Source organism: Lysobacter sp. Soil_N_51 (assembly GCF_057655755.1).
In genome coordinates this window covers 1-26,961 of record NZ_JBDGLR010000013.1, presented here as the reverse complement: position 1 = coordinate 26,961, position 26,961 = coordinate 1, and the positions used below count along the sequence as shown (strand labels likewise).

22 protein-coding genes are annotated in these 26,961 nt (G+C 64.3%); 8 read left to right on the top strand and 14 right to left on the bottom strand.

The features are described from left to right. Window positions 1-8: 8 nt before the first annotated feature. Complete coding sequence (locus tag AC3A4T_RS22500) at window positions 9-314, bottom strand: NAD(P) transhydrogenase subunit alpha part 2 (protein WP_487677448.1); 306 nt, start codon at window positions 312-314, stop codon at window positions 9-11. A gap of 467 nt (window positions 315-781) precedes the next feature. On the opposite strand from AC3A4T_RS22500, the gene AC3A4T_RS22495 reads away from it, so the two are divergent. From AC3A4T_RS22495 to AC3A4T_RS22485, 3 genes are read left to right on the top strand one after another with little or no spacing between them, the layout of a single operon-like run. Next, window positions 782-1,318 carry an RNA polymerase sigma factor gene (locus tag AC3A4T_RS22495; protein WP_487677522.1) on the top strand — a complete coding sequence of 179 codons (537 nt, stop codon included), beginning with the start codon at window positions 782-784 and terminating at the stop codon, window positions 1,316-1,318. Beyond that, complete coding sequence (locus AC3A4T_RS22490) at window positions 1,315-1,758, top strand: hypothetical protein (protein WP_487677447.1); 444 nt, start codon at window positions 1,315-1,317, stop codon at window positions 1,756-1,758. The genes AC3A4T_RS22495 and AC3A4T_RS22490 overlap by 4 nt, the downstream gene beginning before the upstream one ends. Before the next feature lie 6 nt (window positions 1,759-1,764). Further along, complete coding sequence (locus AC3A4T_RS22485) at window positions 1,765-2,244, top strand: DUF3106 domain-containing protein (protein WP_487677446.1); 480 nt, start codon at window positions 1,765-1,767, stop codon at window positions 2,242-2,244. Window positions 2,245-2,691: 447 nt separating this feature from the next. Here AC3A4T_RS22485 and AC3A4T_RS22480 read toward each other — a convergent pair whose 3' ends face one another. From AC3A4T_RS22480 to AC3A4T_RS22470, 3 genes are all read right to left on the bottom strand, one after another. After that, on the bottom strand, window positions 2,692-3,342 hold the full coding sequence (locus AC3A4T_RS22480) for a hypothetical protein (RefSeq protein ID WP_487677445.1): 651 nt from the start codon (window positions 3,340-3,342) through the stop codon (window positions 2,692-2,694). Window positions 3,343-3,345: 3 nt separating this feature from the next. Next, window positions 3,346-4,449: an NAD(P) transhydrogenase subunit alpha gene (locus AC3A4T_RS22475; protein ID WP_487677444.1), complete on the bottom strand. Its 1,104-nt coding sequence runs from the start codon at window positions 4,447-4,449 to the stop codon at window positions 3,346-3,348. Window positions 4,450-4,876: 427 nt separating this feature from the next. Beyond that, the gene (locus AC3A4T_RS22470; RefSeq protein WP_487677443.1) at window positions 4,877-7,189 is read right to left on the bottom strand and encodes a DUF1631 family protein; all 2,313 of its coding nucleotides are present in this window, start codon (window positions 7,187-7,189) and stop codon (window positions 4,877-4,879) included. A gap of 124 nt (window positions 7,190-7,313) precedes the next feature. Here AC3A4T_RS22470 and AC3A4T_RS22465 point away from each other — a divergent pair, with 124 nt between their 5' ends. The 3 genes from AC3A4T_RS22465 to AC3A4T_RS22455 all read left to right on the top strand — a co-directional run bounded on the left by AC3A4T_RS22465 (window position 7,314) and on the right by AC3A4T_RS22455 (window position 9,611). Beyond that, window positions 7,314-7,898, top strand: coding sequence for a nitroreductase family protein (locus AC3A4T_RS22465; protein ID WP_487677442.1), 585 nt, complete (start codon window positions 7,314-7,316; stop codon window positions 7,896-7,898). Between the two features lie 11 nt (window positions 7,899-7,909). Then, window positions 7,910-8,866 (top strand): 5'-3' exonuclease, encoded by a 957-nt coding sequence (locus AC3A4T_RS22460; RefSeq protein WP_487677441.1) that lies wholly within the window; start codon window positions 7,910-7,912, stop codon window positions 8,864-8,866. A 178-nt stretch (window positions 8,867-9,044) separates the two neighbouring features. Next, on the top strand, window positions 9,045-9,611 hold the full coding sequence (locus tag AC3A4T_RS22455; protein ID WP_056113067.1) for an NUDIX hydrolase: 567 nt from the start codon (window positions 9,045-9,047) through the stop codon (window positions 9,609-9,611). 61 nt (window positions 9,612-9,672) lie between these two features. On the opposite strand, the gene AC3A4T_RS22450 is transcribed toward AC3A4T_RS22455, so the two are convergent. The 9 genes from AC3A4T_RS22450 to pip all read right to left on the bottom strand — a co-directional run bounded on the left by AC3A4T_RS22450 (window position 9,673) and on the right by pip (window position 22,318). After that, window positions 9,673-10,620: a class I SAM-dependent methyltransferase gene (locus tag AC3A4T_RS22450; RefSeq protein WP_487677440.1), complete on the bottom strand. Its 948-nt coding sequence runs from the start codon at window positions 10,618-10,620 to the stop codon at window positions 9,673-9,675. A 127-nt stretch (window positions 10,621-10,747) separates the two neighbouring features. Beyond that, window positions 10,748-11,464 carry a class I SAM-dependent methyltransferase gene (locus AC3A4T_RS22445; RefSeq protein WP_487677439.1) on the bottom strand — a complete coding sequence of 239 codons (717 nt, stop codon included), beginning with the start codon at window positions 11,462-11,464 and terminating at the stop codon, window positions 10,748-10,750. 46 nt (window positions 11,465-11,510) lie between these two features. After that, entirely contained in the window at window positions 11,511-13,967 is a 2,457-nt protein-coding gene (locus tag AC3A4T_RS22440) for an adenylyltransferase/cytidyltransferase family protein (RefSeq protein ID WP_487677438.1), read from the bottom strand. A 51-nt stretch (window positions 13,968-14,018) separates the two neighbouring features. Next, window positions 14,019-15,710: a glycosyltransferase family protein gene (locus tag AC3A4T_RS22435; protein ID WP_487677437.1), complete on the bottom strand. Its 1,692-nt coding sequence runs from the start codon at window positions 15,708-15,710 to the stop codon at window positions 14,019-14,021. A gap of 3 nt (window positions 15,711-15,713) precedes the next feature. Next, a complete protein-coding gene (locus AC3A4T_RS22430) occupies window positions 15,714-16,583 on the bottom strand; it encodes a glycosyltransferase family A protein (protein ID WP_487677436.1) in 870 nt (289 codons plus the stop codon). Between the two features lie 19 nt (window positions 16,584-16,602). Further along, entirely contained in the window at window positions 16,603-17,730 is a 1,128-nt protein-coding gene (locus AC3A4T_RS22425) for an ABC transporter ATP-binding protein (RefSeq protein WP_487677435.1), read from the bottom strand. A 10-nt stretch (window positions 17,731-17,740) separates the two neighbouring features. After that, window positions 17,741-18,532: an ABC transporter permease gene (locus AC3A4T_RS22420; RefSeq protein ID WP_487677434.1), complete on the bottom strand. Its 792-nt coding sequence runs from the start codon at window positions 18,530-18,532 to the stop codon at window positions 17,741-17,743. Continuing rightward, the gene (locus AC3A4T_RS22415; RefSeq protein WP_487677433.1) at window positions 18,529-20,871 is read right to left on the bottom strand and encodes a glycosyltransferase family 2 protein; all 2,343 of its coding nucleotides are present in this window, start codon (window positions 20,869-20,871) and stop codon (window positions 18,529-18,531) included. Before AC3A4T_RS22415 ends, AC3A4T_RS22420 begins: the two co-directional genes overlap by 4 nt. 505 nt (window positions 20,872-21,376) lie before the next feature. Beyond that, a complete protein-coding gene (gene pip, locus AC3A4T_RS22410) occupies window positions 21,377-22,318 on the bottom strand; it encodes a prolyl aminopeptidase (RefSeq protein ID WP_487677432.1) in 942 nt (313 codons plus the stop codon). 361 nt (window positions 22,319-22,679) lie between these two features. On the opposite strand from pip, the gene AC3A4T_RS22405 reads away from it, so the two are divergent. Further along, window positions 22,680-23,534, top strand: coding sequence for an alpha/beta hydrolase (locus AC3A4T_RS22405; RefSeq protein ID WP_487677431.1), 855 nt, complete (start codon window positions 22,680-22,682; stop codon window positions 23,532-23,534). Window positions 23,535-23,563: 29 nt separating this feature from the next. On the opposite strand, the gene prmC is transcribed toward AC3A4T_RS22405, so the two are convergent. Next, window positions 23,564-24,418 (bottom strand): peptide chain release factor N(5)-glutamine methyltransferase, encoded by an 855-nt coding sequence (gene prmC / locus AC3A4T_RS22400; RefSeq protein WP_487677430.1) that lies wholly within the window; start codon window positions 24,416-24,418, stop codon window positions 23,564-23,566. Between the two features lie 418 nt (window positions 24,419-24,836). On the opposite strand from prmC, the gene AC3A4T_RS22395 reads away from it, so the two are divergent. Next, a complete protein-coding gene (locus tag AC3A4T_RS22395) occupies window positions 24,837-26,441 on the top strand; it encodes a PKD domain-containing protein (protein WP_487677429.1) in 1,605 nt (534 codons plus the stop codon). Window positions 26,442-26,961: the final 520 nt, after the last annotated feature.

Sequence of the window (26,961 nt, the reverse complement as noted above, 5' to 3'; positions counted from 1 at the left end):
GCGCTCATTCAACCGCCCGCCTTGCCGGCCGGCTTCTTGCTGGACTTGAACATTTCCAGCATGCGCTCGGTCACCACGTAGCCGCCGGCGGCGTTGCCCGCGCCGAGCAGCACCGCGATGAAGCCGATGGCTTTCTCCAAGGTGGTGTCGGCGTGGCCGAGCACGATGATCGCGCCGATCAGCACGATCCCGTGGATGAAGTTGGAACCCGACATCAGCGGGGTGTGCAGGATCACCGGCACCCGCGAAATGATGACGTGGCCGGCGATACCCGCCAGCATGAAGATATACAGCGCCACGAACCCGTCGCTCATCCGTTCTGTCCCCATGCGATGTCAGCCGCATCATAACCGTCCGTGAATGCAGCGCCACCGCTGTCAACCGATCCGGGGCGGGGACGTTTGCGGATTGTGTAAGCGCCGCACATTCCGGTGCCTGGATTTGCCCATGCCGACCACCACCCACCGTCACACTCGCCCGCCCGGCCCGGTCGGCCGCCGTTGAGGAGGTCCAGGTGCTGCTACCGCCAAGCGCCCGTATGCTGGAGGCCGTGAGCGTCGACAACGACCCGCCGAGCGATCCGCTGGAACACCGCTACGACCACCGGCGGGCGGCCGGCGTGCGCCCGCAGTCTGCCGCGCCGACCGAACCGGGGACGCCACGAACGGCGTCGGGCCTGGCCTTGGACCCGGCGGCGTCCACCCGCAGGCTGCGCGAGAGCGCGCCGCTGGACGCCGCTCCACAGTTGCCTGACTCAAGCGAACAGGCCCGGCACGAACAGGTGCAGCAAGAACCGCCCGCGCGCCTGCCGGCGACGATCGAGGAATTCCTGGCCGGCCTGGGCACGCGCGCGTTCCGCTTCGCCGAACTGGGCCTGCGCCACCGCGAGGACGCGCTCGATGCGGTCCAGGACGCGATGATGAAGATGCTCGGCTACCGCGAGCGGCCGCCGCAGGAATGGACGCCGCTGTTCTGGAGCATCCTGCGCAGCCGCATCGTCGACATCCAGCGCCGCCGCACCTTCCGCCTGCGCTGGCTGATGCCGGCCGCGCGCGACGACGACGATGCGCCGATGGACTGGGCCGACGACGGCCCCGACCCCTCGCGCACCCACGACGGCCGCGAGGCCTACGGCAAACTCGCCGACGCGCTGGCCAAGCTGCCGCGCCGGCAACGCGAGGCGTTTTCCTTGCGGATATTGGAAGAACTCGACGTCGCCACGACCGCGCGGGCGATGGGTTGCAGCGAAGGCGCGGTGAAAACCCATCTGTCGCGAGCACGCGAAGCCCTGCAGCGGCAATTGGAGGAATGGCGATGAGCACTCAATACCCACCCGGCGGCGACCCGTCGCGGTCCCAGCGGCACGACGATCCGGAGCAGCGCTTCGACGCGGCGATGCGCGCGATGTACGCGCAGGCGGTCGAACAGGTCAGCCCGGACACCCGCATGCGCCTGCGCGCGATCCGCAACGATTCCAGCGCGCGCGCGCAACGCCGCGGCGGCGTGTTCGGCTGGGCCCTGGCCAGCGGCGGCGTGGCCGCGTTCGCGCTGGCCCTGGGCCTGCAGTTCGTCGGCAACCCGGGCACCGCGCCCGGCGCCACCGCGGTGCCCACGCTCGCCGGCACCGCCGACCTCGCCCACCCGCTCGTCGACGTCAGCTACGACCCCGGCACCGCGGTCGCCGCGCTCGACGAAAATCCCGACCTTTACCTGTGGCTGGCGTCCAACACCGACGCCCTGCCGACTCACACGGAGTAACCCGCCATGCGTCGCCTCGCTACGCTCCGCTTCGCCGGCCTGGCCCTCGCCGTCGGCGTCCTGTTCGCCGCGCCGGCCTTCGCCGCGCCGCCGCCCCCGCCGTCAGGCGCGTCCGCGGCCAACCTGCCGAAGTGGGAGCAGCTCAGCCCGGCGCAGCGCGAGCAGCTGATCGCGCCGATGCGCGACCGCTGGAACAACTCGCCGGAAGAACGCGAGCGCATGTTCGAACACGCCCGTCGCTGGCAGCAGATGAGCCCCGACGAACGCCAGAACGCACGCCGCGGCATGAAGCGCTGGGAGCATCTGAACCCGGAAGAGCGCGGCCAGATGCGCGCCCTTTTCGGCAAGATGCGCGGCCTGGACGACAACGCGCGCCGCGCGCTGATGGAGAAGTGGCGCACCATGACCCCGGACCAGCGCCGCGCCTGGGTGCAGGCCAACCCCGCCCCACCGAAGCCCGAGGGTGGGCGGCCGCCGCGGGATTGAAATTCGGGATTCGGGATTCGGGATTCGGGATTCGGGATTCGGGATTTGGGATTTGGGAATCGGGAATCGGAAATCGGAAATCGGAAATCGGAAATCGGAAATCGGGATCGATTTGACTCGGCCGTGGCCGAAGCCACAAGCGCGCACCGCCTATTCAATCCGGGCGACCTGATGACGTCGCCATCGAACCTTGCGTGTCGCGGCTCTCGCCGCTCCTACGGGGCCTGATCGCGGCCACGACGGCCCCCTGTAGGAGCGGCGCAAGCCGCGACCGCGCCACCGCACCCACGGCGCCACCACATTTCATCTGGCAACCATCACAGCGTGATCGCCTCAAACGCGCGCCCCCTTCCCCTTAGGAGGGGGACGCCGCAACGCCAGGCACCGCCGCTACGCAACCCGCGGAAACCTCGATAAATCGGCCGCAATAGCGCCTGCCCGCGCGTCTTAGCGCAACACTCCACCCGCATCCCCCGCCACCACCCCATCCAGCCGCACCGCCATCCAGGCGATCGCGTCATGCAAGGCCTCGAACCTGATTTCCTCGCCGCGATGCGGCTCGCGATAACTCAGCACCCGCCAATCCCCGGGCCGCGGATCGAAACTCAGGCTGAAAACCGCGCGGCCGCGCTTGAGCTCACCGGCATCCAACGTGTCGCCCTGCGCCGCGTCGAACAGCAGGATGCGTGATGACGACCAATGCCGGTCGCAGCGCACCGCGAAGCCGCGCATGCGCAACTGCGACAGCGCATCGGCCAGCGCGTCATGGCCACGACCGCGTTCGTTGCGAAGCGCGTTGATGCGGCGGCCGACTTCGTGCGCGGCCTCATGCAGGGAATCGAAACTGGTGTCGTCGCTCTGCGCCGCGCTGGCCACGACCTGCCAGCGCGCGCCGTCCTGAGCGATCAGAAAGGTGTCGTGATGCAGATCGAGCACCGTGCCCGGATCACCGGGCCCGCGCCGGCCGGCACCCAACACCACGCGCTCGGCTTCGCCGGCGATACCGATACGGCCCGGACGCTCGGCGCCCGGCCAATGCAGGAAACCCTGATCCTTGAACCAGGCGATCGCGTCCTCGCGGGTGACGATCCGCTTCACCGATCAGGCGGGCGCCGCGCGCTCCGGCCACACCGTCTTGGTCAGCAATTCGTCGTTCCAATCGAAATTAACCGCACCGTCGTTGACGAACAGGCTGACGAAGTTGAACACGTTGCGCGCATACATCTCGCTGGCATGCACCGCGCCGCTGCTGGCCAGATTCAACGGCCCGGCGACGGTCACGCCGTTGACGTCGATGGTTTCGCCGGGCTGGGTGAGTTCGCAATTGCCGCCGGTTTCGGCGGCCAGATCGACCAGCACGCTGCCGGGCTTCATTCCGCCGATCATCGCCGCGGTCACGATCTTCGGCGCCGGGCGCCCCGGCACCGCGGCGGTGCAGACGATCACGTCGATGTTCTTGAGATGCTCGCCGAGTCGGCGCTGCTGCTCGGCGCGTTCTTCCTCGGTGAGCTGGCGCGCGTAGCCGCCCTCGCCCGCGGCGCTGACGCCCAGGTCGAGGAACTTGCCGCCGAGCGATTCGATCTGTTCGCGCGTTTCCGGGCGCACATCGAAGCCCTCGACCTGCGCGCCCAGGCGCTTGGCGGTCGCGATCGCCTGCAGGCCGGCGACGCCGGCGCCGACGATCAGCACCTTGGACGGGCGGATCGTGCCGGCCGCGGTGGTCAGCATCGGGAAGAAGCGCGGCGCCAGCTGGGCCGCGATCAGCACCGCCTTGTACCCGGCCATGCCGGCCTGCGAGCTGAGCACGTCCATGGCCTGGGCGCGGGTGGTGCGCGGCAGGCGTTCGAGCGGGAAGGCATTGAGCTTGCGCGCGACGATCGCCTCGCCGCGCGCGGCATCGGCCTGCGGCTGCAGCAGGCCGACCAGCGCCGCGCCTTCGCGCAAGCTCGCCAGCCGCGCCGGGTCGGGCGCCTGCACGCACAGCACCACTTCGGCGTCGGCCACGGCCGCGGCCGCGTCGTCGGCGAGTTCGGCGCCGGCCTGGACATAGGCATCGTCGGTGAAGCTCGCCGCGCGGCCGGCGCCGCGCTGCACGCGCACCCGCGCGCCGCGGGCGACCAGTTTCTTGCAGGTTTCCGGCGTGAGCGCGACGCGCTTCTCGCCTGATGCGGTTTCGCTCGCAACGCCAATCGTAATGCCCGACATGCTCCGCTCCGTACCCCGTTCACCGCATCGTAGCGGAATGCCCGGCGGCCGTGCGATCTCGGATCGATGACGGCGACGGCGGCAGCGCGCGGAAACGGATTGGGGTCACATCGTGGCGACGAGGATGCCACTCTCCGGCCCCCTGGGGTCGCCGCACCGTCCTACCGAACAGTCGCGGCGAAGCCGCGATGTCTTTTGTGGGAGGGGTTTCAACCCCGACGCTTTTCGATCAGGTCGCTGCGAGCCCCGCCAGATCGACGCGATCGGTGCCGAAAGCGTCGGGCCTGAAGGCTCTCCCACAAAAGACTTCGGGGCTTTCGCCCCGTTGTGGTGGTGTTTCTAAAGGCAAAAGCATCGTTCGGTCACGCATCGACGGCGAACTCAGTTGCCGGATATTTCAGCAGGCCTGGTAACCAGGCCTGGTAACTCAGATCACCCGATCCAGATGCCGCCGCACCTGCCGCATCGCTTCATCGAACGCGGTGCGTTCGGCGCCGACCAGCAGCCGCCCGGACGCCGCCAATACCGCCAATTCCTCCGCCGACGCCACCAGCGCGCGCACGCCGCGCCGATTGACCAGCAGGAAACGCGAGGTCAGCGGACTGACCCAGGCGACCTTGACCGCGACGGTCTCGCCCTGGGTGTTGGTCAGGCGCAGCCAATCGCCCGGCTCGAGCTGGCGCATGCGCTCGGCCAGCAAGGGATCGTGCGCGCCGGAACCGTCGCCGCCGGCCATGTACAGGCGCCGTTCCTCGGCGATGTCTTCCTCGACTTCCGACCCGCTCGGCGGCGCATGTTCGTCGCGCTCGCTGTCCGGGGTCGCCAGCGCCCGCACCAGACCGGCCATGCCGTGCTGGGCCGCGCTGTCGTCCAGGCCCGAACTGGCCAGACACTGGACGATGATCGGCTGCAGCGCCAGCAACTGATCGGCGAGTTCGCGGCCGCGGTTCTCGGCGGCGAGCTTGTCGGCCATCACCAGCGCGTCGCCCAGCGCCAGCGCCTGGGCGCGGCGCTTGGGATCTTCGTTTTCGCGCAGCAGCACCTGGACCATGTGGTGACGCCACGGCGTGGCCAGGAAATCGGCCACCGCCTGGGTCAGCCGGCCTTCGCCGATGCGTTCGCGCACCGCCGCGTCGGCCTGGCTGCGCGCCGCGCCGAGGCGCTCGCGTCCGTAGGTCGCCTTGGCCGCGCGCTGTTCCTGCAGTTCGATCCGGCGCCGATGCTGCGACAACAACGCGTCGAGTTCGGCGTGGGCCAGCTCGAACACCGCCAGGTCTTCGTTGTAATCAGAGACGATCCGCTGCGAAATATCAGACGCGCGTTCGAGCAGATCACGATCCTGCGGGGTTTCGCCGTCGTTGCCTTCGCAGGCTTCGGTGATCGCATCGAGCAGACGCCGCGCCGGGTGTTCGCGCTTGACGAACACTTCGTTGTCGGTCAGCGCGACCTTGACGTAGGGCATCACCAGCCGCGCATACACGCGCCGCGCGCGGTCCTGCAGGGCGTGGTTGCGGAACAGCGAATCGAACAGCAACGCGACCAGATCGATCGCATCGTCCTCCTCGGCGCTGAAGCAGGTCTGGTCGGGATTGAAGCCGAGCCGGCGCGCGCCGTCGAACAGCTGGTCGCGGATGGTTTCGCCCAGGCGTCCGGACACCGCCAACGCGCGCGCGTACGCGTCCGGCGGCTCGGGCTGTAGCAGCGAGGCCATGCCGACCACTTCGTCGATGCGCAGCTCGCGCCGCGGCGCCATCGAACGCTGCGGCGCCTGGCCCGGCGGCGGACCGCCGGCCTTGACCATGCCCTCGCGCCAGGCGTGCAGTTGCGAACGCAGTTCGGCCAGTTCGCTGGCCATCGCCGCCACATCGGCCTGCGAGATCGCCTGATTATTGGGCTGGCTGTCGTGACCGCCGGCATGCGCGGCCTGGCCGCCGCCGTAACCGCCGCTCGCGGCGGAGTGAGCGTTGTAGTCGTGGGGCACGGACGCGGCAGCCTCGCGATGCGGGACGGTGTCGAACACGCTGTCGAGCGTGTTGCGGTCGCGGCGTTCCTCGGCCGCGCGAGTCGGTGCCACGGGCGCGCCCGCGCCGCCCATGCTGACACCGTAACCGGCCGTCGCCATCAGATTGTTGACGCGGCCGTACAAGTCGCCGAGCAACCGCGCGAGTTCGTATTCGTACTGGCGGAACAGGCGCAGGCGCAGGCTTTCGTTGACCTGCGCTTCGCTGTAGATGGCGGTGAAGGCCTTGACCAGCCGGTACGGGCCCAGCGGGTTGTCGCCCTCGGGCGCGCCCATCGCCTGCGACATCATCTGCAGGCGGCTGCGGATCATTTCCAGCGGGCGCTGATAGCGCACTTCCAGCGCCTCGGTCAGGCGCTCGCCGTCCAGATCGAACGCCAGTTGCTGCTCGCCGACCAGTTGCAGCGGCGAACCGCCGAGCCCGCCGACCACGCTGCCGGGCTGGCGGAACGCGTCGAAGCCGTGACCGACCTGCTGGCGAAACGCCATCACATGGCTGGCCTGTTGCTGACGCAGGATCCACAATGCGGCCTGGTCTTCGTAATGATGATTGCGACCGTCGCCCTTGAGCGAGTCGGCCTTCAGCGCTTCCTCGATCGGTCCATACAAGGTGCCCGGCAGCCCCCCGAGTTGCTCGAGCGTCTGTCGTTTTATTTCTTCGAGCACGCGCGACGGATCGCTGCGCGTGGTCTGAACGACGCCGTGCAAATGACCGGACACGTACGGAGTTCCCCCTGATGGATGCGGTCGCGTCTGTTTGCGACTGCCACGGTCAGGATAGTGCCTAGATGCGTCCATTTATGTGTTGCCATTCATTTTTGTGACCGAGGTTCAACTTACTTCCATGCCCTCCGCCTCCCCCGACTTGCTCATCGCCCTCGACCGCCGTCGATCCGTGCCCGCCAAGCAGCTCACCGCGCCCGGACCGGACGAATCCACCCTTAAGCGTATGTTGACCTCAGCCGTGCGCGTGCCCGATCACGGCAAGCGCGTGCCGTTCCGCTTCCTCACCATCGAAGGCGAGGCGCGCCACACGCTCGGCGAACGCGTCGCCGCGCGCGGCATCGAAGTGTTTCCCGATGCCGGCGAGGCCGCGATCGAAAAGGACCGCGGCCGCTATTCCTCCGCGCCGCTGATCGTCACCGTGATCGCCAAACTCGGCCCCGACGAAAAAATCCCCGAGTTCGAACGCGTGCTCACCGTCGGCAGCGTGTGCTTCGCGTTGTTGCAGGCGGCGCAGGCGTTCGGCTTCGGCGCGGTCTGGCTGACCGGCTGGCCGGCCTACGACGAGCAGGTCGCGAACTGGTTGGGCTTGCAGGCCGACGAACGCATCGCCGGCTTCATCCATATCGGCACGCCCAAGCTCGATGCGCCCGAACGCGAGCGCCCCGATCCGGCCGAGTTGACCCAAGCCTGGTCGCCGAGCTGAGCGCCGCGTGTTTGAATGAGCCCATGAACAACGCCGCACCCACACCGGCCGCGCCCACCGCGGTCTACCTGGTCGACGCCAGCCTGTACGTGTTCCGCGCCTGGCATTCGATCCCCGACGAATTTCAGGACGCCGAAGGCTGGCCGACCAACGCCGTGCACGGCTTCGCCCGCTTCCTGCTCGAACTGATCGAACGCGAACGCCCGCGCCATATCGCGATCGCCTTCGACGAAGCGCTGGACTCGTGCTTCCGCAATGCGATCTACCCGGCCTACAAGGCCAATCGCGAACCCGCGCCGGACGCGCTCAAGCGCCAGTTCGGCCACTGCCAGGCGCTGTGCCGCGCGCTCGGCCTGGCGGTGCTGTCGGATTCGCAGTACGAAGCCGACGACCTGATCGGCAGCGCGATCGTGGCCATGCGCGGCCACGGCTACCGCGGGGTGATCGTGTCGGCCGACAAGGACCTGTCGCAATTGCTCGATACCCACGACGAGCAATGGGACTTCGCCCGCGGCCAGCGCTGGGGCGCCGACGGCGTGCACGCGCGTCAGGGCGTGCATGCGCGTCAGGTCGCCGATTACCTGGCCCTGACCGGCGACGCGGTCGACAACATTCCCGGCGTGCCCGGGATCGGCGCCAAGACCGCGGCCGCCCTGCTCGCCCACTTCGACACCCTCGATGCTTTACTGGCTCGGGTCGAGGAAGTCCCGTTCCTGCGCCTGCGCGGCGCCGCCAGCGCTGCGGCGCGGCTGCGCGAACATCGCGCCCAGGCCTTGCTGTGCCGGCAGCTGACCACGATCGCCCTGGACGCGCCGCTGGGCGACAGCAGCGGACATTTCGTGCGCGGTCCCGCCAATGCGGCCGGCCTGATGGAACTGTGCGACCGTCTGCGCTTCGGACCGATGACCCGGCGCCGGCTGCACGAAGCGGTCGGCCTGGACTTCGCCGCGTCACAGGTTCCGTCGTAGCATCACCCGCCCGCGGCGCGGCGCGGCACCGACCGACCTCGCCCCGCTGCGGTACGCTGAGAACATGAACGCGTCGCCGCGCGGCCGCGGCCGGTCCCGGCCGGCACCGTCGCGACGCGCCCCCTTCCAGCCACGCCCAAGCGCCTCGCTCACGCGAGACGACCCTGCGAGGAACGCAATGACCTCAGCTGATCACACCGCGCACGACCAACCGATCGAAACCATCTACACAGGCCAGTGGCTGCGCATGATGCGCCGCGGCCATTGGGAATACGCCGAACGTACCCACGGCAAGGGCATGGCGGTGATCATCGTCGCCGTCACCCCCGACGACAACATCCTGTTCGTCGAGCAGTACCGCGTGCCGCTGGGCGCGCGCACCATCGAAATGCCGGCCGGCCTGGTCGGCGACGACCACGACCACGACACCCTCGAATCGGCCGCGCAACGCGAATTGATCGAAGAAACCGGCTGGGACCCCGCGCGCGTGGAAGTCCTCCTGACCGGCCCGACCTCCGCCGGCATGAGCAGCGAACGCATCGCCTTCGTCCGCGCGACCCAGCTGAGCAAGGTCGGCGACGGCGGCGGCGTGGCCGGCGAAGACATCATCGTCCACGAAGTCCCGCGCGCCACCGCGCCGATGTGGCTGATGCAGAAACAGGCGGAGGGTTACGAACTCGACCTCAAGCTGTGGGCGGGGCTTTGGATGATTGAGCGGAATCCGGATGGGTCGGCGGTGGGTTGAACGACCCCGAGCGCTCCGAATTCCAAGGCAAAACGACCACACGGTGTCGCAGTGCGCCCGTTCAACCGCGCCCGGGCTTGCATCCGAACAGGGCATGGGCCGAGGCCAACTCGGTACAAGCCTCGGCGCTCAATCCCAAGTTGATGTCGTCGAGCTCAAGCGCCTCCGGAGCGGCCATCAGCTCGGCGACGGTCATCGTCGCGAAGCGTTCGCGAGACTCAGGCGGCAGTCCAGCGTGGTAGCGCGTGAGAAACCAATTCAAGGCCCAGATCGGTTTCATGGCGCCGTAGACTTCTATGCGCTGCTCCAACAATCCGGAGAATAAATTGGCGATGCCTTGCCGGGTCATATTGTAATAATGATGAGGATACCCATGCAGCGGCTGCAGAAATGGGGCTACGCACATCAATTGACCTCCTGGCTTGAGCACGCGCATCAGTTCGCGCGCCGCCTGAAACGGATCCTTGACGTGTTCGAGTACATTCAAGCTCAGCACCGCATCGAAGCTTTCATCGGTGAACGGTAGACGCTCGGCAACGGCCAGGACGTCGGTGGTGTCGTAAGCCACGACCTCGCAATTCACGACGTTTCGGTAATAGGTGTCGCGCAGTCCCGCACCACAATCCAGCACGAGTCCGTCGCGATGGCGCTCGATCAAACCTAGCACCTCGTGGTCGTATCCGTGGGAGCTGACGTTTTCGGTAGCGACGATGCCGAACTCTTCGGCAAGTTCCGCGCTCAGAAAATTCAGGCAATCCATCGAATCCACGCATTCCATCTCCGCACGCAGCAGCGCGCGCACCTTCGCCAGCTTTTCCTGCTTCCAGGACGCCGGGATCGTTAAGCGCAGACGGCGCTGCTCGAGCCGACCAAACGCATCAAAATGGGCCCGGCCGCTCGCACAATGGCCCGCCGCCACCTCTCGCGCCACATCCGCGTTCCCGCGCAGGTAAGCAGCTTCGTCGTAGTTACTTTCGTCAGCGACGACCCGGAGTGGAAGTGCGTTCACGAATATTCATCCCCGCGTCCGATGCGACCGTCTTTGACACGAATCGTCGATAATAGCAACGCGGACACATCATGTCGGCACGCAATTGCCTTCAGCCGCACAAGCGGGTCGCTCAAGCGACGGCCCGCTACAGCACGCACACCGACTGCCCCAACGTTCCCATGCCATAGACCTCCCGTCCGTCGGCCCAGCGCAAGGTCCGGTCAATCGGAATACGCGGAAGATGACCATCGTCGATCTGAATTATTTCCAAGTCGAGATGACGGGCGAAGGCGCCGATCATGTCGCGATCGATGAATTGATTGAGTAACTTCTCAGGCCGTTCGTCGCGCACCGAATTTTCCAAAATGAACCAATGCGAGGCGATACGAAATTCCAGGAACGAAAATCCAATTCGTCCATCCGGCTTGAGAACGCGCCAGGCCTCACGCAAATAGCGATAGATTTCCTCATAAAACAGGTGAGTGAATACGGAAAAGAACACGACGAAATCGGCCGACTCATCCGGCTCGGGAATCGTGACGCCGGGCACCGTGTAGAAGCGCCAGTCATTTCGTCCGCAAAGCGTCCGCGCGTACTGATGCAACTCCGGCACGTCGATTCCGACGAAGCTTCCGACCAGGTAATCCTTGAGTTTCACCACGAGCCGACCGCTGCCACGACCGACATTGATGACATAGTGCTGCGGTCGCAACCCCAGATGCTTGAGCAGACAGATCTCCAAGACACCAACCGTCTCGAAGTCCCCACCCACCGCCAGCTCCACCGCCCTGGCCGTATCGTGCGATCCGATCAGGCTGCGACTTTGATTGAGATAGGTGCTGATGAAATGCGGAAGTTTCATGCCGCGCCAACCTGCTTGTCATGGATGTGAAAAAGACGCTATTGAGCTAACGCCTGTAACGTCGATTTTCCATCGCTCCGTACTTTGTCCAGTGCGCCTTGGCGCTGTGCTCCCCACTGATGCCCGCATCCCTCAGTCCAGGGTTCAGGTCCAGATACGCGCCAAACAAAAAATCCGCAGGGGCCGAATAGCGGGTGGCCCGACCTTCGTTGGCGCCATAGGTGAGATAGTGCAGCGTCGCACCGACCGGATTAGCCAATCCGGCCCTGACCACGTCGGGATGCAGGAAAAGATATGTCGGCCAATGAAAATTCTGCGGCTTATGGGAGAAATCGTGAGCGGCAGAGTATCCGTGCGCGAACACGCCAAAATTCTGGTTGAGAATACGGCCGTACTCCTTCGGCGGCGCCCCATGCACATACACGCGCTTCCAGGTCGCATAGAGACCGAGCGTGCGCGGATCGTCCAGACAGGAAAGGACCATCGACGGATTCTTGTATGGAATATCGATACCGACCACGCAACGCGAATTGATCATCAAGCACCCGTCAATAAAGTCGAAGGCCCCCGACCCGAGCGGATCGTTCGCGTGACGTTTCTCCACGGACAAAATGATTCTTGAAAACCCAGACCTGAGCGCGACATTGAAATTCTCGACGCTGTAGCATTTCACCACGACCTGATTAATCAAGCCAGCCGAGCGCGACGTGTCCGCCAGATGCGAGATGATGAATTCGTAGTCGCGCTCAATTGAAATACCGCAGACCAAGGCCCGCCCCTTTCGCGCGCAAAGCCCGATCGCATCCTCGACGGCGATCGGCGTCAACCCACCCTCGAACCGACTTCGCAGAAACTGTTCTGTCGATGTCGATACGAATGCTTGTTCGAGCCCGTATTTTGCCTCGGTTCCTTGCCTCGCGACGATGACGCCGTCGGCGCAGCGGGAGAATTCCAGCTCCACCCAATCCACCGCAGCCAAAGCGCACTCGACCGCCTCGCGGGAGCTTGACTCATTCACTCCCTTGAACCGGCCGCCTTTCTGAGCGATCAAGCGGTTGCGTGAGAAGAACAGGTTCTGATGCGCGGCCGAATAAGATGACTCGGTCTTTCGTCGCTCGCGCAGCTCGGCCAGCGATCGATCTTGCTCCATGTCACACGCACGAGCGATCTCCGTCGCGACCGCTTTAACGCTCCCTGGCTCGATCCTCGTACCGTGCAGGATTCTGTCACGCATGCGTTGCAAGGCCACGGACACATGCTCGTCACCCGCCAGAACCCTTTCGACGGCGCGCATCACTCCATCAGGACGGGTCGGCAATCCGCCACAAAACAACTCTGCCGTGCCCGCCGCGTAAGGGAAATCATAAACGACGGCATTGTTGTCGGAATACTCCCTGAGCAACAATTGCACGACCGGCCGGCCCAACGCCGCGGCCTCGTAGATCGTCGAGGAAAGATCGGAGACCACGCAGTCGGCATGCTTGAGCAGCTCACTCACCACCCCGCTTTCGTTCACCGCGACATTCAGCCTTGAAACATCCAGATGCGCGGTTTCTGGATGCAGCAACGCAACATGGTTATCGATCTTGGCTATTTCCAAAATCGCGGCCGCCATGTCCGGATTATTGGAAATGTGCCAGGTCGGCGCGAACAGGATGATGGGCCGCGCGGGGTCCAACGCATACTTGAGCGCGATCTGTTCCCGGCTCAACGAGGGCAGCTGCAGCAACTGCCCGGACTTGATGAATCCGGCCGACCTGACCTTGCCGTAGCTACCGCCGATGTCGGAAAAGAAGGTCAGCAGGGCATTGGTGTGGTCCGGTCCGGCGGTGACGATCACGTCGAAGAAGTCGAAACGCGCCGGATTCGACAAGAACCACTTCAAATGACTGGCGCCATGATCGACCAGCACCCTGGGCTTGCTTGCGTACTCGCTCGCCGGCGCGCTCACCGGAAGATTGAAATACACCAGACAATCGCAATCCACGCCGCGGGGCAGAGTCTGGCCCGCCGAGAATATCGGTGCGATATTGGAGGCTGTGAGCTCGTTGACCAGACTCAAGGCGCAGTCGTAATGTTTGCGGATGTAGGTATCGCCGAATAGAACCCGCTTGCACTTGAATCGATCCCCAAGCTCGAGCTTCACCTCGGTGGATGAAATGCCCGGCGTCCTGGAAAGATAAGCCACCTCGCAGCTGACCCAGTCGAACTTTCCGCGCCAATCGTCGCCCATGACGAGCAAATCGGCGCCATGCTCGCGAATGTACTCATCTTTTCGCTCCAGCGAGTCTTCGAAGAACACCTCATCCACGACCTTCAGAGCAGCGACGCACTCCATGCGGTGCTTCTGGTCGAAGAAGGAACGCTTTCCCTTCTGCGCGTTCAAGTGATCCGTGGACACGCCTACGACCAGGTAGTCGCCTAGCGATTTCGCCCGTTCTAGAATCCTCAGATGTCCATCGTGCAACAGGTCGAAGGTTCCAAACGTTATGACTTTTTTCATTGGTCGGACGATCTTCTTACGTTGTCTGGATGATCGATCGAGCGACGCATGTCAGTTCCAGAACCGCGACGGAGCGAATCGTGGCAGGGAAAAATCCGCGACCTTTCTCGCGATCTTGCGATCCATCTCGAACACCGGCTCTTCGAGAAGATGGAGATTGTCACGACCGACCAGTCGACCGAACTCCTCGCGCAATCGTTGTGCTTGCTCGTCCCCACCCCATTTCCGGGCCAGGTAGTAACCGCCGGCCAGCATCGACTGCTGCCGGCTGCGCTCGGTCGTCGATGCCTTGTCGCCGATGAATCTCGGCGTGACGTCGTGCACGAACCGGGCTGCCGGACACACCTTGAGGTAGCCACCGATCAGCCTGACACGCCACGACAGATCCACATCCTCGCAATACATATGAATCCTTTCGTCGAACCCGCCGACCTGCGTCCAAAGCTTGTAGGGCAGCGCGAAGCAAGCACCGGAAACCCACGCGGTGTCCAGAGTCACCGGATCGTGCCATTTTGGATGATCGATAGGCGCCGCGCTTCCCTCGATCAAGGCCTGATCTTCGTGGAAGTCAGAAAAATCAACCAAGGCCTTTATGCAACCCGGCGTGAAGTACCCATCCGGGTTGGCCCCGATGTACAGCCTATCCGTATCGAAGCAGCGCCTCATCAATTCGTTGTGCGCGCGACCAAAGCCGATATTCGCGCAGTTCTCGTCGAAAATGATCCTGTCGCCCAGAACCTTTCGATATTGCGGAAGGTTTTCGGTATCGTTCACGTAGTACATCCAATCGATACGATAGCCGTCGCTGATGCGCACTTCATTTCGCAGCGACGCATCCAGACGCCTCAGCTCGTCCTCGCTATTGTTGTAAAGCACTATCCCAATGAACGCATCGCGACGACGTTCGTGGGCTCGATGACGCAGGGATGGCAGCGAATCGCGGGCATAGGGTGTCGGCCACGCCGGTCCGGCGATGCGTCCGGTTCCCCTGGTGTGCGCGAGGAATCCCTTGACGCTGCGAAACGCATCGTTTCCTGACAGATGCGCGGAGTTCCTTAGGAACTGGGCACTGACCCGCTCGTCGGGCGCGAATCGTCGCCCTTCGGCGAGTCCATACTGGATCAGGTGCATCAATGGGACGACGTTGGCCTGCTCCAAGTCAAGATTATTTGACATGTAGTACGCCATGGATGCCAGCGAGCTGCATTCCAGATATCCGGCATCGCAGCGCCCTCGGACGTTGAGATAGCGCTCCAAGGGAATGTCCTCGGAGGTCACTACCGGTCGGCCTTCGGATTGGCGATATACCGCATTCTCAAAGAACGGGCCCGGATCGACGTCGGTGCACTGCAACATGTGGCGTAACCCGCGAAACCGACTGAACTGCTCGCGCTTTCGTTCCAGATCCCATCCGCTCGAACCTGGCTGAATCTGTTCGAGAATGTAGTCCATGTCGAACAGGACACACGGCGCACGCCCCTCGAAGAAGCCATGCGTAACGTAGTGCAACAGCGGATTGACGTCGCTTACGACCAGATCCGGGTTGCTGTCCAGATAGTAGCGCCCGTTAAACAGCGCGGACGTGGCAGCGCCCCAGTAATCTCGGCTCTCGAGATACATGAATTCGACCGGGACACTCGCCGCCTTGGTCAGGTCCACGCCTATGGCCCGCGCCAGATATTCGGGATCGAACAAGCCCGACTCACGCAACAATGCCATTTCGGCCAGTTTTTCGTTCAACATTTATCAAAAATCCGAGGCGAACAGTTTCACTTGATAGGTACTGCGCAAGGCGTTCAGGCGATCGCGATTGTGCTTCCATACCCGTTGCTTTTCGCGATCCTCCTCGCTTCCGTTATTGCTCGGCGTGCTGTTGCTGTGATCGCTGCGGATGATGTAAATGCCTATGCGGCAACCGAGGGCGGAGAAATCGCAAGGGTTGGGCCCGGCGATGCGCAGCAGGAAGTCGTAGTCCTCGACCCGGCTCAGCTCGCTCCTAAAATACAGCTCACAGGGATCAATCTTCGAACAATCGATCAGATACGAATGCAGAGGGCAAAAATTGTCCTTGACCAAATCCATCTTGTTCTTGCCAACGAACGGATAGCTCATGTCGTATATGAAGTCGTAATCGCGCATGCCGACCGCGTGCGCCATCTCGATGCCGGCAAATGAAACCGCCACCCGGGTTTCCAGCAGCGGTCGCTTCAGGATTCTGTAGGCATGCGTGTAGAGAATGTCGTCGTAATCCAGGAACGCCAGGAAGCGATTGCCGAGCTTCAGATGTCTTTGAATTCCCAGATTCATCAGATCCGAACGCGCATCGCCCATCCCTTCGTCCGAATAGTTGATCACCGCGGCGGCGGGTAACCAATCGAAGAACCACTGCCTGGCGACCGCACGCGAAGTGGCCTCGACATCCGATGAGCTGAACCGCTGCGTCACCACGATGGGTTGAATCGCGGCGTCTGTCTGCGCATGCAGGCTTTGGATTGCCCGCTCCAGCTTTGGCAATTCGCGTATGTCATGGAAACGTACAACCACGCTGACGACATCGTTCAGCACGGACGCGTTTCCCACTTTTTCAACCGCCTTTATCGCCGCCTTCTTGAACATTATTATTTCGCCAATTGCGTCAATTGATTTCGATCAGCGCGGCGCTTGCCAGAGGCAACGGCGCACCGGTCTTCCCCGCCAATCGGCCGACGCTGACCCTCAAGGTGCCGATGAATCCATCGGGGTCGAAGCGCGTCGGCCGGAGCATCGTCACCCGAAATCCATAGCGGCCCGACTTCTTCGCGAGATGCAGGCGCACGTCCAGGCGATCCACTCGCTCGGGCTCCAGCATTTCGCGAACGCCGTTTGCTTCGACCAGGATCATGCCGACCTCGCCGCCCCGGTCGTCGGTCGCCCAACCTTCCAGCTCGATGCCGCTTTCCACGATGCGCACCCGTTCAACCACACCCGTGGCGTGTCCAAACAACAAGGGATCGGATGCACGGGCCTGCGCTTGCAACTGCGCGCCGACCCTGGAAACGATGTCGCGATAGGCCTCTATGCCTTCTTCCATATCGCCGAAATAGCGCATTTTTCCGTTGTCCATCACCAGCGCCTTGTTGCACACACGCCTGTGCAGCTCTATTCCGTGGCTTGCCAGCACCACGATCCTGCTGTGATTGAATCTGTCTTCCATGCGGCTTCGCGCACGCTCCATGAACGCGGCGTCGCCAGTGGCGATCCACTCGTCCATCAGCAAAATGTCGGGCTGAACGCAGGTGGATATTGCAAACCCCAAGCGCATTCGCTGTCCGGACGACAAGGTGTGCAATCGGTAATTCGCGCGATCGCGCAGGCCGGAGAAGTCCAGGATGTCTTCCATTGCGTGCAAAAGCTGTCGGCGTCGCAGACCCATCGCAGTGCCGCGGAGAATGATGTTTTCGGTGACCGACGCATACTCCGAAAATCCAATTGTCGCGTTGAGCAGAGATTGCATGGTGCCGCGACGCTCGACCGAACCACGGGTGGGAGCGAACGCGCCGTTGAGCACCCGCAGCAGCGTGCTCTTTCCCGCGCCATTCAATCCGATCAACGCAATTCTGTCGCCCTCGCGAGCGGCAAATTGGATTCGCGACAACACGGTGGCATAGCGACGCACACTGCCGGATAGCGCGGCCTTAAAACCCATGGCGCCCGCGGTCGATCCACGCTGCAGATCCAAAGGCAGTTCCAGGGATACTTCATGGACGTTCAGACATACAGTCATGGTTTCAACCTCAAAGCCAAACCGGCACGCGACGTGCCTTCGCGCCGTAGACAATGGACGCAAGGAATACGCCCACCATCGTCAGCCCGCCCAGATAGGCATAGGTCGTCGGCTCGACAGTTTCCTGGAGCAACGGACCACGCACCACTGCCAGCAAGTGATACAGCGGATTCAATCGCATCAACTGGCCATGCAAGGTCTCCGAAGAAGCCGCGCTTGAGTACCAGACAATCGGCGTGATCAAGAACAACGCCATGATCGCGCTGCCCATCAGTTCGTGCAGATCCGGGAAGCGAGCGCCCGCGATCGAAAACAGTACGCCGTAGAGAAACAGGTTCAGCACAACCACCGCCATGCCCGCGATCGATGGCGCCAGTCCAGCCGGGTCGAATTGCGGCGAAGCCAGTACGGCAATCGAGACCACGGGCAGGGAAAGCAGGAAATAATAGAACGACCGCGCCACGGATCGCAGAACGAAATCTGTCAGGCGCAGATGACCGTCATAGATGTAGGACTGGCTGTTGGCGAAAACCGATGTAGCGTCGATCAGCACAGTCGACAACAGTCTGAATACCAGGAAGCCCATGCCGACGTGCGCCAGAAAATTCGGCACGCTAACGCCTGGCTGCAACGCGGCCAGAAAACCGCCGATGCCCCAGATGTATACGACCGTGGGAATCAGCAGCCAGACAATACCCAAGCGAGTCTTTCGGTATTTGACTACGGTATCCAGCCAGCTTCCATAGACCCAATGGTCAGGTCGCCTCAAGCTGTCCAGAAGATGCGTGAACAATAGGCTCATGGGCTCACCAGTAAGCAATGGGCAGGCCGAACGGCGCCCGAGACGCGGCTGGCCATGGAACGCGGTGGAAACGCCAGCTCGAAATGCAGACTGTTCAACGACAGGTTCGGGTTATAGGCGGGGTCGTTGAGCAACAGGTCGCCCCAGCGCTGGCGCATGATGTCGGTCTCGGCGCGGAAGCGCGCGCGTTTTTCCGGCGTGTTTTCGTGTCCGCGGCTCGCCGATTCGTGGTGGTACAGCTCGGCGAACGGTGTCCACACATTGCGATAGCCGCGTTCGTGGATACGCAGGCACAGGTCGATGTCGTTGAAGGCGATAGCCAAGCCTTCGTCCATGCCACCGACCTCGTCGAACACTTCGCGCCGTAACGCCAGGCAAGCGCCCGTGACGGCGCTCATGTTCTGCACGACACCGGCGCGACCCAGGTAGCCATTGCTGCCGCGGCGCAGGTGGACGTGCGCGTGGCCGGCGATACCGCCGACGCCGAGAATCACCCCCGCGTGCTGGATGGTGTCTCCGGGGTAATACAACATCCCGCCGACCGCGCCGACTTCGGTACGCGTGGCATGCGACACCAGTTCATCCAGCCAGTGCGCGGCGATGATTTCGGTGTCGTTGTTGAGCAGGCACAGCACGCCGCCGACCGCGTGGCGCGCGCCATGATTGATGATCGCGGAAAAGTTGAATGTGCCCGGGTACTCGATCACGCGGACACGCTCGCGCGCCCGCAGCTGATCGAGATAGGTCAGCGCGGCCGGCTCGGTCGAACCGTTGTCGATCACCAGTATTTCGTAGGAGCGATAGGACGTCCGCTCAAGCAAGCTGGCGACACACTTCTTCAATAGATCGGCGCGGTCCCGCGTCGGCACCAGCACCGACACCAGCGGCGGCGCCGCGCCGAGTTTGCGCACGGTGCGGTAGTAGCCGTGCGCGGTGACCTGCACGCTCGCGTCCACGCCGGTGCGGCCCAGGTGATCTTCGATCGCGCGCCGGCCCGCATCCAGCGCGTACGGCTTGCTGCCGCCGCTTTGCGCCGTGGATTCGCCGCTCGATCGCCAGTGATAGAGCACCTTGGGCACATGCACGATCTGATCGGGCCGGATGCGTTCGGCGCAACGCAGGATCAGATCGTGGTCCTGCGCGCCCTCGTAGCCGGGGCGCAATCCACCCAGCTCGCGCACCAGTTCGGCCTGGATCACGGTGAAATGGCAGACATAGTTCTGCCCGCACAGCAGGTCCGGATTCCAGGCCGGCTTGAAGTGCGGCTCGTAGCGATCGCCCGATTCGTCGATCTTGTCCTCGTCGGAGTACAGCAAGCGCACATCGGGATGTTCGGCGATGGCCCGCGCCATTTCGCGCAGCGCATCGACATGCAGTTCGTCGTCGTGATCGAGGAAACCGATAAACTCGCCACGCGCCAGATCGATCGCGTTATTGCTCGCCTCGCAGATATGCCCGTGGTTCTCGCGAAAATGCACGGCGATGCGCGGGTCGCGGCTGGCGTAGCCGCGCAACAGGCGCTTGACCGCGCCCGAGGAGGAGGCGTCGTCGGCGATACACAGTTGCCAGTTCGGGTAGGTCTGGGCGAGCACGCTGTCGATGCAGCGGCGCAGCCAGGGCAGCGGCGTGTCGCGCACGGGCAGCACGATCGAGATCAGCGGGCCGTCGCCGGCCGGGTCGATCGATGCCGCGCCGGCACGCTCGGACAGATGGCCGCCGAACCGCGCCAGCCACTGTTGATACGAATGCGCGCGCTGGCGCAGGGTGCGGCGGTAGCGTTGCGCGAGCAGTTCGCCGCCGGCGCCGACCTTGCCGCGCAAGGCCCGGCTGAGAAACAACGCGAACGCGGTCAGCGCGTCTTCCCACAGCAAGCGCCGGGTGATGCGCTGGATGCCGCGCAGCATTTCGAACACTGCGCGCACGCGTGAAATAGGCTGGAAATCGAAACGGCGCAGGCCGAAGCGCGCACCGCATTCGGTGGGATCGAAACGCAGCGCCAGCAGCGACGGGCCGATCACGATCACCGTGCGCGAGCGTCCGTCCGCGCTCGGATCGGCCAGGTCGATGCGAATGGATTCGTTGAGGCCGCTGCCGTAATCGGGGTACAGGCATGGCGCGACGATCGCGCCGTCGTCGACATCGAAATCCACCGTCAGCAGATACCAGCCGGTCGCCGGCAACGCGCCGCCCTGAGCCGCGCGCACCTCGAATTGAGGATCGTCACCCTCGGCGATGTAGCGAGACCGCGCGTCGGACGAGTCGGGCTGTTCCAGCAATTGCTGCAACGGCACCAGCGCCCACGGCTGACCTGGCCGATGTAGTGAACTGTTCTTCGACATCCCCTGCCCCGCACCCTCGTGACCCGGACGCAGCGCGTCCGCCCCCACTCAAATCGCCGCCGACGAAATCCCCACACCGCCGCGACGTTAAAAAACTCGTGAAATATTTATTCTGATTAGAGAATCACACCCCGATCGGAGAAATGTCAAGCAAACGGCCAGGGGCCGCGCACGTCGTGCCGGCGATGTGATTTCGGCTGAAAAGCAGCGGTGCGAAGGGGGCGCGGCGGGACTTTATGAGTTAGTTGTGCCGCGATTCGCGCGAAATTCAGCGATGGCCTGTAGTGAACAGGCCACGCCTACGCACATTAATTACGCCACGTTCGGCGTGAGTGGATCAAAACGCGACGGCGCAGCCGGCAATCGGCGGCATGCGCCAGCGAAAACCTCGGCGCGCACGGCGCGCACGGCGCGCTGCGATGGCGCGGCCGCTATCGCAGCCGTCAAGCGGTTTCGCCGGCGGCGGCGGGCCGAAGCCCGACGCCGCGCTCAAGTCTTCAGCCGATCAGGCGAAACGATCGGTCGCCTGCACCAGCGCGTCGATGTTTTCGATTTCGAACGCCGAATGGCCCGAGGCCGGGGTGATGTTGAGCTCCGCCTTCGGCCAGACCTGCTTGAGATCCCACGCGTTCTGCAGCGGGCAGACCACGTCGTAACGACCGTGCACGATCACCCCGGGGATGTCGGCGATCTTGTGCGCGTCGCGCAGCAACTGATCCTCGACTTCGAAAAAGCCACCGTTGACGAAGTAGTGGTTCTCGATGCGGGCGAACGCCAGCGCGAACTTGGCGTCTTCGTGACCGCTGACGAAGTCCTGGTCGACATGCAGGAAACTGGTCGCGCCTTCCCACACGCTCCAGGCGCGCGCGGCGTCGAGCCGGGTCTGCTCGTCGTCGCTGGTCAGGCGGCGATGGAACGCGCTGATCAGATCGTGGCGTTCGACCAGCGGAATCGCCTTGAGGTAGTGCTGCCACGCATCCGGGAACAAGCGCGAGGCGCCTTCCTGGTAGAACCATTCCAGTTCCCAGCGCCGCAGCATGAAGATGCCGCGCAGGACCAGCTCGGTGACGCGTTGCGGGTGGGTCTGCGCGTACGCCAGCGACAGCGTCGCGCCCCACGAACCGCCGAACACCTGCCAACGCTCGATACCGAGCTGCACGCGCAGTTTTTCGATATCCGCGACCAGATCCCAGGTGGTGTTGCCGACCAGATCCGCATGCGGCGTGGACCGACCGGCGCCGCGCTGATCGAACAGCACGATGCGGTACTTGGCCGGGTCGTGAAAGCGCCGCATCTTCGGGCTGCAACCCGCGCCGGGGCCGCCGTGCAGCAGCACCACCGGTTTGCCGTTCGGGTTGCCGCACTGTTCGTAATACAGGCTGTGACGATCGTCGACCTGGATCGTGCCGGTGTCGAAGGGTTCGATCTCGGGATAGAGCGTGCGCATCGCAGATCTCGCAGTCGGGGAGGGGTGCAGTCTAACGAGCGGCGTGGCGGTGCAGCTAGGGCGTGGGTTGGGGTATGGCTCGTAACGCGTCGTGATTGGATGACGTCGCTTCGCGAAAGTGGATTTTGGCTTATTCGGTGCGGCCGAATGTCGGGAGACTTCAGGGTCATCCCTCCAGGCCGTCATTCCCAAAGCGGTCTCCTCCACAAGCCCACCACGAATGAGCATCGTGCAGACGCGCGTCGTCGGCGACGCGAGCCAACGCATCCACACCGGCCAAACAGGCGTATCTCCCTGGCAACAGCGATCACTCGCCGCTCGCCCGCGCGCCCATCCCCGCAGCCACCCGGACCCCGTCACGATGCCGTCACTGCTCAGATCGTTCACCACCTTGATGATCGCCCTCGCCGCGTTGCTCAGCAGCGGCTGCGAGCGCGCGCTGTTCGGCTACATCAACCGCGGTCTGCCGCCGGCCGAGGCCAACGCGGTGTACGCGCCCGAACTGGGGCTGTCGCTGGACATCTATCGGCCGCAACCGGCGCCCGCGCGCGCCGCGCCGGTGGTGGTGTTCTTCTACGGCGGCGGCTGGCAGCGCGGCAGCCGCGCGCAGTACCGCTTTGTCGGCCGGCGCCTGGCCCGGCAGGGCGTGCTCACGATCGTCGCCGATTACCGCACTTGGCCGCGCGCCGGGTTCCCTGACTTCGTCGACGATGGCGCGCGCGCGGTGGCCTGGGCCCGGGCGAATGCCGGCGCGTACGGCGGCGACCCGCAACGCGTGTTCATCGCCGGGCACTCGGCCGGCGCGCAGATCGCCGCCCTGCTCGGCACCGATGCGCGCTATCTGCAGCAACGCGGCGTGCGCATGAACGAGATCGCCGGGATCATCGGCCTGTCCGGACCCTACGATTTCGAAATCACCGGCCAATACCGCAAGGTGTTCGGGCCACCGGCGCAATGGCCGCAAGCGCAGGCGCTGAACTTCGTCGATGGCGACGAGCCGGCGTTCCTGTTGATCCACGGCGATGGCGATCGGGTGGTCGAGTCGCGCGACAGCGTCGAACTGGCCGACAAGTTGCGCGCACACGGGCGTTCGGCGCGGCTGATCCTGCTCCCGGGTGCGGGTCATATGGCGCCGCTCGGTGGCCTGTATCGCGATGAGCGCTCGCCCCAGGTGGTGCCGGCGATCGTCGACTTCGTCAACGCCGACCTGTCCTGACCCAACGCGGTCGCCGCACCTTCGCCCGCTCAGCCCGCCTCGGTCGGCTTGCGCGCCGACGTCACCCGGTCGCGATCTTCCCAGTCCTTGTGCGTAGCCGCGTCGATCAGGCCGGCGGCGATCAGCAACGCACGCACCGCCTCGCCCTGTTCCCAGCCGTGCTCGATCAACAGCCAGCCGCCCGCGCGCAGATGCGCGGGCGCGTCGCGCGCAATGATCCGGATCGCGTCCAGGCCGTCGGCGCCGGACGCCAGCGCGCCGGCCGGCTCGTAGCGCAGATCGCCCTGGGCCAGATGCGGATCGCCGGTTTCGATATACGGCGGATTGCTCGCGATCAGATCGAAGCGTTCGCCGGCGAGCGGCGCGAACCAGTCGCCCAGGCGGAATTCCACGTTGCCGAAGTCGAGCGCATGCGCGTTGGCGCGCGCGACCGCCAACGCGGCCGGGCTGACATCGACGGCGATCACCCGCGCATTCGCGCGCTCGCAGGCCAGCGCCAACGCGATCGCGCCGCTGCCGGTGCCCAGGTCGGCGACGCTGAGCGCGCCCGACTCGGGCAATCGCTGCAACGCCAGTTCGACCAGCAGTTCGGTTTCCGGCCGCGGGATCAAGGTCGCCTCGCTGACCTGTAGATCGAAGCGCCAGAACCCGCGCCGGCCGGTCAGATAGGCCACCGGCTCGCCGTTCGCGCGGCGTTCGATCAACGCGGCGTAGTCTGCAACGGTCTGCGTGTCGAGCACATCGTCGGCGTGCGCGAACAGCCAACCGCGCGGCTTGTCCAGCAGGTGACACAGCAGCAACTCGGCGTCGGCCGATTCGACGCGCGCGCGCGCATCACGCAACAGGGCATCGACGCGGATCATTGCGGGGCGGTCTCGACTCATGGGCGGGATCGCTATCGTACGCGAGCGCATCGCAGCGGCCTCGCCGATGCGCCTGTCCGCCGCCGGCATGTCGCCATTGCAACGAATGCGACCGGCGACACGGACGCGCACAAGCGTGCTGCGGCGCAACGCGGCACGGCCTGGTTCTGTGGACACGTTCGAATTCGCGCACTGCCCGCCACGAGGCGACAGCGCATTGATTGCTCTGGAAAAACTTCGCCGCGGACCTGGGTTTAGACCTTTTTGCCCGATTTAAATCGATCCAAATGTTGACACGCCGAAATCCGCGCTCGCACTGTCGCCGCGTCGCCGCACGGCGACAAGGACTGCGTTCCCGTGCCGCGCCCGCCATCGCGATACGGGAACGCGCATTGCCGCCATTGCGTCGCCACCGACGCTCATCGCAGGGGATCGCTCCATGTCGAAGTCGAACCAGAAACCGCCCGCCACCCTCCGCCGGGTCGCGCCCGCATTCGCCGCGTTGACGCTCGCCCTGGCCGCGCCGGCCGCGATCGGCGCCGAATCGGCGATCTTCGGCGGCGGCCCGTTCTATTCCGGCGGCCAGACCGTGATCAACGATCTGCGCAACTCGGGCTTCACCACGGTGTTCCTGTGGAGCATCCACATCGAGGACAACGGCGATCTGGTCTACAACGACATCCCGATCGTCAAGAACGGCGCCTACGTCGGCGCCGACGCCGATTGGCCGGCGCGACTGGCGACGCTGAAAACCGCGCCGACCTCGGTCAAGCGCGTGGAGGTCTCGATCGGCGCCTGGGGCGTGCCCGACTTCGAGCGCATGGCCAAGCTGGCCAACGGCACCGCCGCCGGCTGCGGCACCACCCTGGTCTGCGGTACCGGCAGCGGCAGCATCCTGTACCGCAATTTCCAGGCGCTGAAGACCGCCACCGGCGCCGACGCGGTCAACTTCGACGACGAGAGCCACTACAACGTCGCCGACACCACCACCTTCGGCCAGATGCTGGTCGGGCTCGGCTACAAGATCACCTTCGCGCCCTACACCAACCAAAGCTTCTGGAAGGGCGTGAAAGACAACCTGGGCGCCTCGGTCGACCGCATCTACCTGCAGGTCTACGACGGCGGCGCCGGCAACAACCCGGCCACCTGGAACACGGCGATGGGCATGACCGTCATGCCCGGCCTGTGGACCAAGCACGGCAGCGGCTGCAGCGCCGGCGACAGCCCAGCGCAGGTCAACACGCGCATGGCCGGCTGGAAGACCAGCGCCGGCATCAGCGGCGGTTTCCTGTGGTTATACGACGACATCCAGGCCTGCTGGGCGCAGGGCACCAGCGCGCAATACGCGGCGGCGATCAACAACGCGCTCAGCGGCAACACCGCGCCGGTGGCCAACTTCGGCGTTAGCATCAGCGGGCTTACCGCGAATTTCAGCGATTCCTCCAGCGACGCCGATGGCAGCATCGCCTCGCGCAGCTGGAACTTCGGCGACGGCGGCACGTCCACCGCGACCAATCCTTCGCGCACCTACGCGAGCGCCGGCAACTACACCGTCAGCCTGACCGTCACCGACAACGGCGGCGCCAGCCACACCAAGACCCAGACGGTGTCGGTGGGCGCGGGCAACGTCAACCTGGCGCTCAACAAACCGGTCACCAGTTCGGCCGCGTGCAACAGCAGCGAATCGGCGGCGAAGGCGGTCAACGGCAGCACCTCCGGTGGCAACACCGACAAGTTCTGTTCGCTCGCTTCGCCGGCGTGGCTGCAGGTCGACCTGGGTTCGGCGCAGACGGTCAGCGGTTTCACCGTCAAGCATGCCGGCGCGGGCGGCGAGTCGACCAGTTGGAACAGCAAGGCGTTCACCATCCAGACCTCGAGCAACGGCAGCACCTGGAGCACGCCTGTGAGCTCGACCGCGAACACCGCCAGCACGTCGACGCATGCGATCACGGCGACGTCGGCGCGTTACATCAAGCTCAATGTGACCACGCCTACGCAGAACGGCGATCCGGCTACGCGGATTTATGAGTTCGAGGTGCGTTGAGGTTTGGTAATGGGGCCGGTTCGCGATGCGATCGCGGGCCGGCGTTTTTGTGGGAGCTTGATTCGATCCGAACGGTGGGCACCGGGTTGAGTCGAAATCGGCGTCGTGGTTGTGTTTTCGCGGTCGCGGCTTGCGCCGCTCCTACAGGTAGTCCATGCCGCTTTCGCTTGAGGTCGCGCCTACCTTCCAGCGCTGCGAGGCTTGTAACTCGCGTTAGCAACAGGACACCCGTAGGGCGGCGCACATGGATGTGCGCCGTGCGCCACCGAGACAGGATGTCTCGTGTGGCGCATGCCTGCGTAAGCTCCGCACTTGCGGGCCCTTGATTCAAAAAAAGCGTTTTTCTTTGGTTACCTTTCTTTTGTCGCTTTAGACAAAAGAAAGTAACTCGGCCGCTTGTGGACGAAAGCTGTTGCCTTTGCCTTAAAGGCTCTAGAGCCTCAAAGCTGCAAGCAGGATCAAAAGCTTCCGCCACTAAAGCGGCGGGTCACTTTCTTTTGTCTAAAGCAACAAAAGAAAG